At 41.9% G+C, this 14825-nt stretch carries 11 protein-coding genes; 3 read left to right on the forward strand and 8 right to left on the reverse strand.

Going from position 1 to position 14825, the window contains the following annotated elements:
* Window positions 1-19: 19 nt before the first annotated feature.
* Window positions 20-766, forward strand: coding sequence for an HAD family hydrolase (locus MHH52_RS15540; protein ID WP_340003486.1), 747 nt, complete (start codon window positions 20-22; stop codon window positions 764-766).
* A gap of 103 nt (window positions 767-869) precedes the next feature.
* On the forward strand, window positions 870-1595 hold the full coding sequence (locus MHH52_RS15545; RefSeq protein ID WP_340003487.1) for a DsbA family protein: 726 nt from the start codon (window positions 870-872) through the stop codon (window positions 1593-1595).
* A 193-nt stretch (window positions 1596-1788) separates the two neighbouring features.
* Here the strand turns inward: MHH52_RS15545 and MHH52_RS15550 are convergent, their stop codons facing one another.
* Complete coding sequence (locus MHH52_RS15550) at window positions 1789-4044, reverse strand: DNA topoisomerase 3 (RefSeq protein WP_340003488.1); 2256 nt, start codon at window positions 4042-4044, stop codon at window positions 1789-1791.
* A gap of 186 nt (window positions 4045-4230) precedes the next feature.
* Between MHH52_RS15550 and MHH52_RS15555 the strand changes: the two genes are divergently transcribed.
* Window positions 4231-5094, forward strand: coding sequence for a pentapeptide repeat-containing protein (locus MHH52_RS15555; RefSeq protein WP_340003489.1), 864 nt, complete (start codon window positions 4231-4233; stop codon window positions 5092-5094).
* Window positions 5095-5105: 11 nt separating this feature from the next.
* On the opposite strand, the gene MHH52_RS15560 is transcribed toward MHH52_RS15555, so the two are convergent.
* The 7 genes from MHH52_RS15560 to MHH52_RS15590 all read right to left on the reverse strand — a co-directional run bounded on the left by MHH52_RS15560 (window position 5106) and on the right by MHH52_RS15590 (window position 14466).
* Entirely contained in the window at window positions 5106-6818 is a 1713-nt protein-coding gene (locus MHH52_RS15560; protein ID WP_340003490.1) for a proline--tRNA ligase, read from the reverse strand.
* A 418-nt stretch (window positions 6819-7236) separates the two neighbouring features.
* Window positions 7237-8724 carry a glutamate synthase subunit beta gene (locus tag MHH52_RS15565; RefSeq protein ID WP_340009680.1) on the reverse strand — a complete coding sequence of 496 codons (1488 nt, stop codon included), beginning with the start codon at window positions 8722-8724 and terminating at the stop codon, window positions 7237-7239.
* 230 nt (window positions 8725-8954) lie between these two features.
* Entirely contained in the window at window positions 8955-9446 is a 492-nt protein-coding gene (locus MHH52_RS15570; RefSeq protein ID WP_149647325.1) for a dihydrofolate reductase, read from the reverse strand.
* Window positions 9447-9531: 85 nt separating this feature from the next.
* Entirely contained in the window at window positions 9532-10512 is a 981-nt protein-coding gene (locus MHH52_RS15575) for a thymidylate synthase (RefSeq protein WP_313639914.1), read from the reverse strand.
* Window positions 10513-11635: 1123 nt separating this feature from the next.
* Entirely contained in the window at window positions 11636-12418 is a 783-nt protein-coding gene (locus MHH52_RS15580; protein ID WP_340003491.1) for a class I SAM-dependent methyltransferase, read from the reverse strand.
* A gap of 211 nt (window positions 12419-12629) precedes the next feature.
* Entirely contained in the window at window positions 12630-13547 is a 918-nt protein-coding gene (locus tag MHH52_RS15585) for a phosphotransferase (RefSeq protein WP_340003492.1), read from the reverse strand.
* A gap of 541 nt (window positions 13548-14088) precedes the next feature.
* Window positions 14089-14466, reverse strand: a complete 378-nt coding sequence (locus MHH52_RS15590) for a YxiJ family protein (protein WP_340003493.1) — start codon at window positions 14464-14466, stop codon at window positions 14089-14091.
* Window positions 14467-14825 lie beyond the last annotated feature (359 nt).

The following is a 14825-nucleotide window of genomic DNA, read 5'->3' on the forward strand; positions in this document are numbered from 1 at the left end:
GATCCAAGGAGTGAGAGATATGAAATACATGACACAACAGGTGATTTTCGATCTAGATGATACACTGGTCCACTGCAACAAATATTTCGATCTGATTTTAGGGCAATATTTTGAACTGATGACAGATTGGTTTAATGAATTTGGCCCAAGCACCAGTGAATTACGTAACAAACAAATAGAAATTGACGTGCACACGGTCAACACAAGTGGTCTTGCCAGCGATAATTTCCCTAAATCCCTAATCGCTACCTACCGTTATTTTTGCGCCAAATATAATCGTCCGACGGACCGTTTTCAAGAGCAGCAATTACACAAGCTTGGACTAAGCGTCTACGACCAAGAAATCGAAGCTTACCCTGGCATGGTTGAAACGCTTGATACTCTGAAGCAGGATGGTCACCATTTATTCCTGTACACAGGTGGAGACGATACGATCCAACAACGTAAAATTGAGCAAATGAAACTGGATGCTTACTTTGATGACCGGATCTATATTCGTCAGCATAAGAATGTTGAGGCGCTTGAAAATATTTTGACTACACAAGGCTTTGACCGCAAACGTACCTGGATGATTGGTAACTCGTTACGTACAGATGTACTTCCGGCAGTAACCGCAGGCATTAACAGTATCTATCTGAAGCAACAGAATGAATGGAGCTATAACCTTATTGAACTGGAGCATGAGATGCAGCAAGCTGTTAAGACCATTTCCTCCATTCATGAGGTGCCTCCTGTTATTCGTACAGCTACCCTGCAGAAACTCTAGGTGCAACGTAACCTCAGACATTGTTACAAATGACATATCTACTCTACCTCTTGGATGATTATACTATTTTAGTACAATTCCCATATGAGGTAGGAGATGAGATATGAACAAGAAAGTGAAGTCCAACCATTCTCGAACTAACAAACAAATGCTTCCCATGCTCTTAGGCGTAGTTGTAGTAATCCTTATCGCTGTTATTGTCTTCATTCTAAATGACAAGACGGACAGTACAGAGGGACTACCTAACTACACCGACGTGAAGGGAAGCATTGTTGTTGATGGGCTGAAATACGAAAAGCAACCTCATCTTGGTAGTCCTGATGCCACAATCAAAGTCATCGAATTTGCAGATTTCAAATGTCCTCCCTGCAAAAATTGGACGGAGAAATATCTAGATACTTTTGTTAAAGACTACGTGGATACCGGAAAAGTTGAGCTCTTCTTCATGAACTTTGCCTTCTTGGATCGAGATTCCTATCTTGCTGCAAGCGCAGGTGAAGCCATTTATAAGCAAAGCAACGAGAAGTTCTGGGAATACCTCCATAAGCTGTACGCCAATCAAGGCGATGAGAGCAAAATCTGGGCTACTCAGAAGTTCATTCTAAATTTCGTCAAAAATAACATTGAGGGCATTGATTACGCACAATTCGAGACAGATCTCAAGAATCACACCTACATGTTCGATGTAAAAGAAGACTTCAAGATCGCTGGATCCTACGGGGTTAATGGAACACCTAAGTTTATGGTGAACGGAGTACTACTTCCGGACTCATCCTATGAAGGGCTAACTGCAGCGATTGAAGCGCAGCTGGCTAAAGCCACTGAATAATTATAAAGCTAGCAATACAAGCATTAACCCCTTCGGCGTCCTTATAAGGACGGTAAGCATTTAAGCGAGAAATTTAAGACATAAAGTATGGTGTGAAACTTATACTTTCTTATATTAAAAAAAAGGTGTCTCTGCCATGTATCCATCATGGCTAAAGACACCTTTTTGCTGTACATACAATCTTTCCGATCGACTATGATTCTACTGCTAATTGGCCCGTATCCATATTCTGAAGCACTAGCTTGCCTTCCAGAGGTGTACCATCTTCGCTGGTTAGCTTTAGCTTGCCCGTCCGACCTTTTTCAATCAACGCCTTCACTTGCGCATCCGTGAGTGTACGACCATGATTTTCTTTCCAGATCACGAATTTGCAGCCTTCCTTGTAATGAGAGCAGCCGTAGCCCTTTTTCCCCATAAAAATCATTCCACCGCAGCCGGGACGCGGACAGTTTCCGATGACCTTAGGACCTGATTTGGCGGATTCCTCTTCACTACTTGCCTTGCGCTTTCGCGGCGCCGCAGGTTTGTCGCTGGTTTTACGAGATGTACTTCCAGCACTTCGCCCTTTAGCACTTGTATTGACAGAAGGCGTCTCCCCTTCAAAAGAGGTTTTGGACGCCCGAGATTGTACTCGTACTTTATCCACGATCATACAGGCGAATCTTTTTACATTCTCCATAAACTGCCCGTCCGACGCCGTTCCTCTGGATATTTCGTTCAAACGACGTTCCCATTGTCCGGTCATTTCCGGTGAAGTCAACAGCTCAATACCCGCTCCACGTATCAGCTCAATGGCTGTTCGTCCTTTTTGTGTGATGGCAATTTTTTTGCCCTGCATTTCAATGTATCCGACATTCTTCAGCCGTTCTATAGTTGCTGCGCGGGTAGCCGGAGTTCCAAGCCCTGAATCCTTCATAGCATCACGGAGCTCTTCATCCTCAATCTGCTTTCCGGCACTTTCCATCGCTCGAAGCAGTGTGCCCTCTGTATAGTGCTTGGGTGGCTGTGTATCTTTCTCTTTAACGATAGCCTCACTACAAACCACTTCTTCTGCCGGGGCAATAGAAAATGGTTCATTCACTTCGATCTCTTCGTCCTCTTCCTCATCCTTGTTCTTACCCTTGGAAGACTTCGCTTTATCCTTCTTCTGGTCCGCGTAAATGACCTTCCAGCCGAGGCTTAACAATTCCTTGACTGTGGTTTTGAACTTTTCCTCTTCTACCTCAGTCATCACCGTATGCACTTTATACTCTGCTGCCGGATAGAACTGAGACAAAAAGCGCCGCACAATCAAATCATACAGTTTTCCCTCATCTGCACTAAGTCCTGATGCTTTACGATATGTAGGCAAAATCGCGTGGTGATCCTCGACCTTCGAGGGGTTGCAGATAAATTTATTCCCTTTATGTACGAGATTGCGATTCGCACCCTTTACCCACTCATCATAAGCCGTCCCTTGCAGCGCAGATAACGTCTTATGCATCTCAGGAATATTCTGTTCTGTAACATAGTTGGAGTTCGTCCGCGGATAAGAGATCACCTTATGCTTTTCATATAACGCTTGAGCAATATCTAGTGTCTTTTTTGCGGAAAAAGCGTACTTTCCATTCGCCTCCCGTTGCAGCAGCGTCAAATCGTACAGCTTATTCGGATACTCTTTCGTTTCCTTAACCTCGTAAGACTCAATCCGGCCTGGTTTTCCTTTGACCTTGGCAGCTAGCGACTCCGCCTTATCCCCGTCAGTCAGCCGATCTCCCTGCCACATGCCTTTATAGGTCATTTCATTCTGAGTAAAATGTCCCTCCACCTCAAAAAACTTAAGGGAAGAGAACGCCTCAATGGTCTTTTGACGGTCATAAATCAGGGCGAGCACGGGAGTTTGAACTCTACCTACCGACAGCAGAACATTATGCTTTGTAGTAAATGCACGTGATCCGTTCATGCCGATGAGCCAATCTGCTTCGCTGCGTGCTTTTGCCGCTTTGGTTAAGTTCTCGTACTCCGATCCATCCTTCAGCTCCTGAAATCCTTTGCGAATGGTCTCTGGCGTCAGATCGGAGATCCACAACCGCTTCACAGGATGCTCCAGCTTCAAATGCCGTTGAATGAGTGAAAAGATATGCTGCCCTTCTCGCCCCGCATCGCATGAATTCACTAGAAGATCACTACGTTTCGCAAGATCTCCGATTACCTTCAGCTGATCGATTGTCCGCGCATTAGGAACCAGTTTGAACTGGTCTGGAATAATGGGCAGATCATTAATGTTCCATTTTTTGTATTTAACATCATAAGCATCCGGCTCGGCCAAACCGATTAGATGCCCTATTGCCCATGTAATAATGTACTGCTCCCCTTCAAGATAGGAACGGTAATTTTTGGCTTTCGGTTCTATTGCGGCGGCGATATTCCGCCCCATATCCGGTTTCTCCGCAATAATGAGTGTCTTCAAAAACAATCGCTCCTTACCTTTTCGTTCTTAAGTCCAAAATGCGTCCAGTATTCTATTATAACATTAACCTCGGTTTTTTTTAATGGATAGGTTAGAAGGCTTTGGTAAAATTCAGACTTCCCTTAGTCTTTTCTATGAATTAGAATAGTTTGGTAAACGAGTTTTATATATCGGAGGAATCAAAACGTGTCTGAGAATCACAAATTTACAGAACCTTTTACGGACAGAAACGGCCATTATCTAAAAGCAGAATGTGAGAACTGCTTCGGTTTGTGCTGTTCCGCACTACCTTTTTCAGCTTCAGTTGATTTTGCTATGGATAAAGCAGCTGGCCAGCCGTGCCATAACCTGCAATCAGACTTTCGCTGTGGTATACATACAGATTTAAGAGCGCTTGGATTTCGCGGTTGTACTGTATATGACTGTTTTGGCGCTGGGCAAAAGCTCTCTCAGGTTACTTATACTGGTAAGGACTGGCGGAAGAATTCAAAAACTGCGAAGCAAATGTTCGAGGTATTTCCGACCATGTGGCATTTACACGAATTGCTATGGTACTTAAATGAATCTTTAAACTTAGTAGTAACCCATACAATCTATGTTGAGTTGCTAACAGCACTCGATGAGACAGAACAACTCACTTTACTTAGCCCTGATTCTCTACTGAAAGTGAATGTTGACGCTCATCGAGCAAAGATTAATCTGTTGCTGCTGCAAGTCAGTGAACTTGTACGTACTGAGGCTCGTCGTAAACTAAAAAAAGCATCGAGAACTTTCAGCCGAGGTGTTGACCTTGTCGGCGCAAATCTTAAAAGTGCAGATCTCAGGGGAGCCAACCTGAGAGGAGCCTATTTGATTGCCGCAGATCTTAGAGGCGCTGATCTTAGAGGTGCAGATCTCATTGGTGCAGATCTCCGTGACACTGACCTTAGAGGCGCTAATCTAACAGAGAGCATTTTTCTAACTCAGGGTCAGATTAATGCGGCGAAAGGCGATGACCATACAAAATTACCGCCGGCACTATCCCGCCCTGAACAATGGATTTCGTTTTGAGTTATAGAAATTTAAACCAGCTGCGAAAAGAACGCTTGGATACGGGAAACTGCCTCAACCAGTTCTAAGACCTCTTTTCCCGCTGAGGTTCTTTCTAGATACTCTACCCTACCTTGTGCTGCTTCCTTACCAACCACTAGTGTTACAGGTATACCAATCAAGCTTGAATCCTTAAATTTAACGCCAGCACGTTCATCCCTATCATCCAGCAGCGTCTCAATACCGAGCGTAGTGAGTTTATTATAGAGCTCCTCTGCAACTGCCAGTTGCTCCGAATCCTTAACGGACATCATCAAAATATGAACCTGATAAGGTGCAAGTGCAACTGGCCACATTATTCCTTGATCATCATGATTCTGTTCTACAACCGCGGACAATAGACGTGAGATCCCAATTCCATAACAACCCATGATCACAGACTGACTCTTGCCAGAACGATCTAAAAAGGAAGCTCCAAGCTTCTCGCTGTATTTGGTACCTAGTTTAAAGACATGTCCGATTTCGATGCCCTGATGAAAATGCAGAACACCTTTCTCACAGTTCGGACAAGTTTCTCCTTCCGCTACATTTCGAAAATCCCCCACATGCTCAAGCCCAAAATCTCTACCAGGTACAACATTACGGAAGTGATAATCTTTTTCTCCTGCTCCCGTCGTCCCTTGCGTCATTCCTGCAACTGTGGCATCAACTAGTACGGTTAATTGAAGACCCACTGGTCCCACAAACCCGCTCTCTACGCCCGTTAAGGATTTCACAGCATCATAGTCAGCAAGCCCGATCTCCGCCGCACCGATATATTTACTCACTTTTATCTCATTGACTTCATGATCGCCCCGAACCACTACAGCAAAGAATTGACCGCTACCTTCATAGATCAATGTTTTCATAATCTGCTCTGGATGGATCTCCAGCTCCTGCTCTAATTGATTAATAGTGCGAAGATTAGGCGTGTGGAATTTCTCTATTACAGGTAATTCGAAGTTCAATTCTTTCTTAGTAGGCTGTACGGCTTCTGCCTGTTCCAGATTGACCGCATAATCGCAAGAGGAACATACTGCAATCGTATCCTCCCCGATATCAGCCAGTGCCATAAATTCATGGCTGCCCCCTTCCCCACCAATCGCACCAGAATCTGCATGAACAGCTCTGAAATTTAATCCACATCGCTTAAATATCCGGTGATAAGCATCGAACATTTGGAGATAAGATTTATCAAGTCCTTCTGAGCTTATGTCAAAAGAGTACGCATCCTTCATCAAGAACTCTCTGCCTCTTAGCAATCCAGAACGTGGTCGCCGTTCATCCCGGAACTTAGTCTGAATCTGATAAACGGTAATAGGGAGCTTACGATAGGAGCTGATCTCATTCCGCACAAGTGAGGTTACTACTTCTTCATGCGTTGGACCGAGTACGAATTCCCGCTCATGACGATCCTTAAAAGTCATCAACTCCTTGCCATAAACATCATAACGTTCTGATTCCTTCCAAAGTTCCGCAGGTTGCATGGATGGCATTAAAATCTCCTGAGTTCCGGAATGATCCATCTCTTCTCTTACAATCGCTTCAATCTTCCGCAGAACCCGCCGACCAAGTGGTAAATAAGTATACACTCCGGCAGCTAATTGGCGGATATACCCCGCACGCAATAATAACTGATGACTATTGGTCTCCGCCTCCGAAGGCACCTCACGAAGAGTTGTTAATAATAAATTGCTTTGACGCATACATTGGCCCCCCTTAAATCATTTCTTTAAATGCAAAAAGACACATTCGTCAGGGACGAATGTGTCGTGATACCACCCTTATTCAACTGCCAGTTCAACATACGATCCATTCTGATTTGGCAATCCTCAAATCGGATAACGGTCGATTCCGGTAGCGGGTTAGAAGATACTATCGCTACAGCTACCAAGGCAGGATACCACTCACACGTATTTGAGGAACCTTTCAGCCGGTGAGTTCCCTCTCTGTTCTAACGCTTCTAGAATCGTAAATCCTTGGTCAATGCTTTTGTCATGTGAATATTTTATTAAATCTATAGGATAATGATATTTACGTCAAGTATCAGTTAATAAAAAAACCGTCTCTCCAGCAGACAAACTGCTTTTGAAACGGCTTATTAAACAATTATTATCTTAACGCTTAAACAAGAACGGTTGATCCCATCAGGTATTTATCCACTTCACGCGCAGCTTCGCGTCCTTCGTTGATTGCCCAGACGACCAAGCTTTGACCACGGCGCATATCGCCAGCAGCAAATACTTTATCCACGTTCGTATTGAATTTACCATAACGTGCTTTCACATTTGTACGTCGATCTGTCTCAAGCTTAAGCTCCTCAACAATATCTTGCTCAGGTCCATCGAAACCGATGGCTATAAGAGCTAATTGAGCAGGATATACAGCTTCGGTGCCTGGAACAGGTTGATAGATCTTACGACCTGTCTCATCCACGATTCGGCGGATCTGTACGGTGTGAAGCTCTTTTAAGTTGCCCTCTTCATCACCAACAAATTTAGTGGTCATGATAGAGAACTCACGCGGGTCATCCCCAAAAATGGCTTTAGCTTCTTCTTGCGCATAATCCAGGCTGTACACATTCGGGAATTGTGGCCAAGGGTTAGCAATCGGGTCGCGTTGCAAAGGTGCTTTCTCATGTGTACCAAATTGAGTGATGCTGCTGCAACCATGACGAAGCGCAGTGGCAACACAGTCAGATCCTGTATCCCCGCCGCCCAGAACGATCACGTCTTTGCCTTCTGCGGATACATAGTTGCCATCCTCAAAATTGGAATTCAAATAGCTCTTAATCGTACCATTTAAATAGTCCATGGCGTACATAACACCTTTAAGCTCACTGCCTTCAACGTTAAAACGACGTGCCTTAGTTGCTCCACCACACAGAACAACCGCATCATACTCATCAACAAGCTGCTGAGCAGGAATGTCCTTACCAATCTCTGTATTCACTACAAAATTAATACCTTCTGCAGCTAATAAATCTACACGACGTTGTACAACTCTCTTATCGAGTTTCATAGTCGGAATGCCATATGTTAGCAGTCCGCCGATGCGGTCACTGCGTTCAAATACAGTTACTGAATGTCCAGCTTTATTCAGTTGCGCAGCTGCTGCGAGTCCAGCAGGTCCAGAGCCTACGATTGCAATCTTTTTGCCTGTACGTTTCTCTGGTGGATTAGGTACAACCCAGCCTTCTTCAAAACCCTTATCAATAATAGCAAGCTCAATGGTCTTAATGGTCACCGGCTGTCCAATTAGACCCACTGTGCAAGAGCCCTCGCAAGGAGCAGGACAAATACTTCCAGTAAATTCAGGGAAATTATTCGTCTTATGCAGACGTTCCAGTGCTTCTTTCCAGAGTCCGCGGTACACCAAATTATTCCACTCTGGAATTAGATTGTGAACTGGACAACCCGAGGTTCCTCCAGCCATATCAATTCCTGTATGGCAATAAGGGGTTCCGCAATCCATGCAGCGCGCTCCTTGTGTCTGAAGCTCGTCTTCGGATAAATGATGGTGGAACTCCTCCCAGTCTTTTACCCGCTGCTCAGGATCCCGATCACCTGGGAGCTGCCGTTTATACTCCATAAAACCTGTAGGTGTAGACATGTTTACGTTTCCCCCATCCGTTCTCTTCATGTTGAAGTATAGTACATTGTAGCATATTGCGGCTTCGTATCGTCGTGAGCAGCGCAATGAAGTACCTGCACATTCTATACCTTTAGATTATCATTTCTAATTTTAATTATAGTAGCACTCATCACTTTTGCACAGTAATGGATTAATCTACTGTTTTTTTGTACTATTTCACATGTTATGTCAGAGAAAACGTTTTATTGCTATTCCGTACGTTCATAAACAAGAAAACGGTAATCATACGGATTCTTTTCATCACGAATTCCCTTCTTATTGGAAACCTCTTTCCACACACTCCAGTCAATATCAGGAAACCGGGTGTTCCCTTCAAAATCCTGTTCAATTTGCGTTAACATCAACTTGTCTGCATATGGCAACATCAGCTTGTAGATTTCCGCACCACCGATCACCATCAGTTCATCGTCTTTTCTACCCTCACTGAGAGCTTCCTCAAGCGTGTGTACAACCTCTGCACCTTCAGGAGCATAATCAGTATCTCTTGTCATAATTAAGCTCGTTCTGCCCTTTAAGGGCTTACCTCCGAGCGAGTCCCACGTTTTGCGGCCCATAAGCATTCTCTTGCCTAATGTTTCTGCTTTAAAATATGCGAAATCCAGCGGCAAATGCCAAGGCATATCATTATCTTTACCAATGACATGATTGGTCCCCATTGCCCATATTAAGCTAATACTCATGAAACTCCCTCCTTCCTACATACAAAGATCAAAAAACAATTCACCTACTAGTTATATTTACCAATCTTGTTTTATAACAATTGAGTTAAACTGCGATCGGCGCTTTTATCGAAGGATGTGGATTGTACCCTTCAATGACTAGGTCTTCCAGCTCAATATCAAAAATTGATTTCTTATTTGATTTAATAACCAATGTAGGCAATGGTCTTAAGTCTCTTGATAATTGCTCTTTTACTTGCTCAACATGGTTTAAATAAATATGCGCATCACTAATGCTGTATACAAACTCGCCTACTTCTAGACCACACTCATGTGCTATTAAATGTGTAAGTAATGAGTAAGATGGGATATTGAAGTTTGCTCCAAGAAAAGAGTCAGCACTACGTTGCAGCAAGTGACAGCTTAATTTACCATTTGCAACGTAGAACTGGAACATAACGTGGCAAGGTGGTAACGCTGCTTTACTCCCCTTTGCCCCAGCATTTATAACATCTTCTGGGTTCCATGCGCTTACAATTAATCGACGAGAATCAGGATTTGTTTTGATCTGATTAATAACATCTTGTAATTGGTCAATGGATTCACCAGTAGAAGATGTCCAATTTCGCCATTGCTTACCGTAAACATTCCCTAGGTCGCCATGTTTCGCTGCGAACTCATCATCTTCTAAGACACGATCACAAAATGCTTTCATCTCTGCTTGATAAACTTGATTGAAATCTTCATCAACTAAACAACGATTCCCGAAGTCTGTCATATCTGGACCAGCATATTCATCTGATTCAACCCATCTTTTGAAAGCCCATTCATCCCAAATATGATTATTATGTTTCAATAAATAACGAATGTTGGTGTCGCCTTTAATAAACCATAATAACTCACTTGCGATTAAGCGGAACGGTGTACGTTTTGTTGTAAATAATGGGAAGCCTTTTGATAAATCAAATCGCATTTGATAACCAAATACACTAATTGTACCCGTTCCGGTACGATCTTCTTTTTTCACACCATTATCTAAAATATATTGTAGAAAATTCAAATATGTTTGTTCTAACTCATTCGTCAATTTTCTGCACCTCCGTAATATTTCACCTTATATATTATATCTGAAAAATTCGATTTTTGTAGAAGGTCAGATACTTTTTAAAGATATTTAATAATGGCTACATATTCAATCAGCTGTCAAGTTTCAGATAATGGTGTCAGCAGAAAATAAAGCATTAGACTGAATGTCTCTATTCCACGCGGCTTTTCAAATTGTCATACCGTCAGACTCCATAAAATAAGTTTTTGACTGACCCTAGAAATTGAAACAGCGACAGCAAAGGACGTGAAGATAAAGTCCTAGACTGTCGCGGTTTCATTGGACTAACGTTTCTCGTTAGCCATACATGCAGCGCAAGCGCCGCACCACAGATGATGAAAATGGTTATATCTGCCAATACTGCTACTATGGCTGGGAGAGGAAGGTCGATCAACTATGGTGCCTTAGAGCCCATTCGTTAGTCTGACTCCAACGACCACGGTGCATCACAGATTGTCGCTCCCTTTTGGGAAGCACTCATGGGAGATTAATCCTACTATGGTTGCTGCACCAGCCTCATTTTTTATTTTCAGCTATGAAAGGTCTTTGGTACTTTAATCTCACAATTCTTCTCAGGCTCAGCCTTTTTTAAAAATCATTCGGCTAGGTCTAATTTATTATTGTCTTTTTGAGGTTTTTCGCGGATTTAATTTTAATGGGAGTTCAACAAAAAGAGCAGGATACCGTAGCTCCTACTCATCAATGTATGTCATTCAACTATCGTGTCCCGTTAGCCACACATGCAGCGCAAGCGCTGCACCACAGATGATGAAAATGGGAAAATCAGTCTATACTGCTACTATGGCTGGCGAAGAAGGTCGATAAGCTATGGTGCCTTAGAGCCCATCCGTTAGTCTGACTCCAACGACCCCGGTGCATCACAGATTGTCGCTCCCTTTTGGGAAGCACTCATGGGAGATTAATCCTACTCTGGTTTTTGCACCAGCCTAGCCTTTATTGGTTGTGGAAGGAAGTTTGTTATTTTCGCTCTATCTAACTTTATTAAAGAACACATAAGGCTCAGCCTTTTTTAAAAAGTGTTATTCTGGGTCTTCTTTATTATGCTCTTTTTCAGGTTTTGAGCTGATTCTATTTTCATGGGAGCTTAACTTATTTTTACAGCAAACCACACCGTCCAAGAGTCTTTTTCAATTATCGGAAGTTGTGTTCCATCAATTTTACTTTCAATATACAATACTAGTTCATTAAGTTCATTATCTGTTAACTCGTGCAAAATTGAACGACCTGTTCTTTCTTGAAGGTCTTGGAGTAATGATTCAACATCATTGTATTTACGTCTAGTTTCCCATATCTGATTTTCACTAATCAGTCTAAATCCATTAGATTCGAGTGCATTTCGTACGTTAATAGATTCATGTCGGCGATTAATTTCTTTATCAACTAATTCTGGATACTTCTCAAAAAAACAACCTCTAAGATGGCTTTCGTTTCCTTGCATTAAGCAATCCTTAGATGTCCTATCTTGAACTATTAAAATACCGTTGTTCTTCAAAATGCGATTTGCTTCCTTAAAACACCTATTCAAGTCAACTAGATGGTGAATTAAAGCTCTCTCTAAAATTGTATCGTATTCACACTCAGGAAGCTTCGTATCATAAGCATCTCCTTGCACAAACGTAACGTTATTGCAATCCAGACAGTTCTGTGAAGCACCTTTTAACATTTCTTCAGAAAAGTCTACGCCCGTAACTTGTGATGCACCCATACTTAAAAAGGATTTTGTGTAAATGCCTCCGCCGCAACCGATATCAACAACTTTACTACCAATAACATCAACATTTTTTTCAATTAGAGAAATCCAAGATTCATCAGCATCTCTTGTTGTATATGTCATTCTGTTTCTGTCTTCGTGGAAGTTAATAGGCATTTAAATCCTCCTTATAGTTTCATTTAGTGAAACAAAGTTTCAAAACACTGAATGTTTATTGTACCATAAAATTACATATGAACCAACGGTATTTTCAACCATCCTGCCCGTTCGCTTAATAGAAAGAAGGAGCAGCTGCCATGGCAAAACTGCTCCTTCTTTTGTTCAACTATCGTTTCCCGATAGAACAGAACTGATTTCTTCGATCAAATCAAATATGATAAAAAACCGTTTTACCATTTAGAAAAGGTTTGCAAAAATGTTCAATCAGACCTGGGATATTTTTATGTATCCACATATGCTTATCTTTATTGCTTACGAGAAATGCGTAGTATGCAACTATTGCCAAAAACATAAAGCCCTCTAGTTGCTCAATATCTATTCTTCTGGAAATAACACTAGTGTAGCCGGAAATTAGGGCATCTCGCAATTTGTTTTCGGTCAATAAGGCACCCATAGCGACGTCCATCGCGTAATATCCAAACCCTGATAAACCAAAGTCAATGAATGAAATCCCTCTTGATGTATGGATTAAGTTACTATAGTTGATGTCGGCATGGATAAATCCCCATGTCTCAATCGTTTTTCTCAATACTTTCATACGATCATTAATCAATGAAAATGTATTTTCAAGAATATGAAAATCCTTGGTCGTGATAATACCCATCTCTTCACCTGATCGCAATTTGGTCAATACGCTATTTGTCCACTCCATCCCGTATTCGGGTCTCATAAAACTTGAACCATGTTGAAAACTATGCGAAAACTGATGTAAATCTGCAATACGCGTCCCCAAGGTACTAACTGTCCCCTCACTAATTAAATCTTGCTTAGACATGGTTTTCCCAAAAATCCATTTTAAGACTGAACAGTGCACTTCTTCGTGTTCAATGACAACGGTTGTTACCAGTTCACTGTTTAGGTTTGGAACAGGGATTTGAACAGGTAATTCGGAATGAGACGACCAAGCTAACAGATACTCTAATTCCGATTGAATAGCCTCGCGTGTATTATGCACACCCTGCATGTTTTTTGTAATGGGTTTATGCATTCGCAACAAGTAAGTATCTTCAGATCTCTTTTCTGTTACTTTATATGTAATGTTTTCATTATGACGAATCAATTCCACGAAAGAGTCAATAAAAGAATACTTCAGTAAGACTTCCATATAACACGTAGTATAATCCATAGAATATCACCCCATAGTTTAGTGAACAGCAAAACCCCTTTTTATTATTGCGGTATCGTTCCCCGTTAGCCATTCATGCAGCGCAAGAGCGGCGCTGCACCACAGAGGATGAAAATGGGTACCCCTGTCTGTACTATTTGTACGGCTGGCGAAGAAGGTCGATAAGCTATGGTGCCATAGAGCCCAACCGTTAGTCTGACTCCGACCACCACGGTGCATCACAGAATGTCGCAGCCTATTTGGGTAGCGCTCATGGGAGATTAATCCTTTTTTGTTTGTTGTCTATATGATGTTTTTTGTGCTTAAAAGATCTAACAATCTCTATATGATTACTCAAGAGGCTCAACCTTTTTTTTAATAAGTGTTATTCTGAGTCTATTTTATTATGCTCTTTTTCAGGTTTAGAGCTAATTTAATTTTCATGGGAGCTTAATTCCGAAATCCCTCGGGCAGACCGAGGGGCGATAGCCCCAATGCTTGGTTAATCACATAATCGTTTTGATAAATACTTCAGTAGCAACATTCGAGCTTCCTCAAAGTTCTTGTACTCACGACTAAATACCTCGTAATCATTGATTATATCCTCAATAAACTTGTACTGTTGAAACCAATTAAAGAATGACAACTGTAATTTTTCGATTTGTCTTTGAGGAATTTCTGCTGTTTTACCAGCTAAAACGTAACTTAAAGTACCCGCAATATTCATGCAGTAAGTGTTAAAATCACCGACTAAAGAGTTTTTATCGTCCGTTAGCATCATAAAGTCAGAGCGAAAATCAACCTGTATTTTATCAGTGTCCCTATACGGGAAGGGATTATCTAATTCGATGCTTGTCAATTTTTGAATCACATTATCCACAATAATTAACCACCCCGTTTTAGCCATTTCTTATATAACTTATTTCGGTATACTACTCAACTAACCTGCCAGTTAGCTTAATCATCATCAGCCACTGGAACATATTCTTTGCCTATTTCGGTTAGCGGTACAGATTCTTGACATTGACTTTTGACAAGAATCTGTACCGCTGAAAAAGAAAACCCGCATTTAATGCGGGTTCAGTGCAGACCATATTCTTGTTACGAAGAAGCTCATTGAAATTATTGGGAATGTGGTAAGTATCTTGTCAAAATCGGCAATGTGGTAAGACTCTTGTCATAATTAAATGACAAGAGTCTTACCACATAAATGAGAAAAACGCATGGTTAGCGGTTTAT

Source organism: Paenibacillus sp. FSL K6-0276 (assembly GCF_037977235.1).
In the GTDB taxonomy this organism is placed as follows: Bacteria; Bacillota; Bacilli; order Paenibacillales; family Paenibacillaceae; genus Paenibacillus_AQ.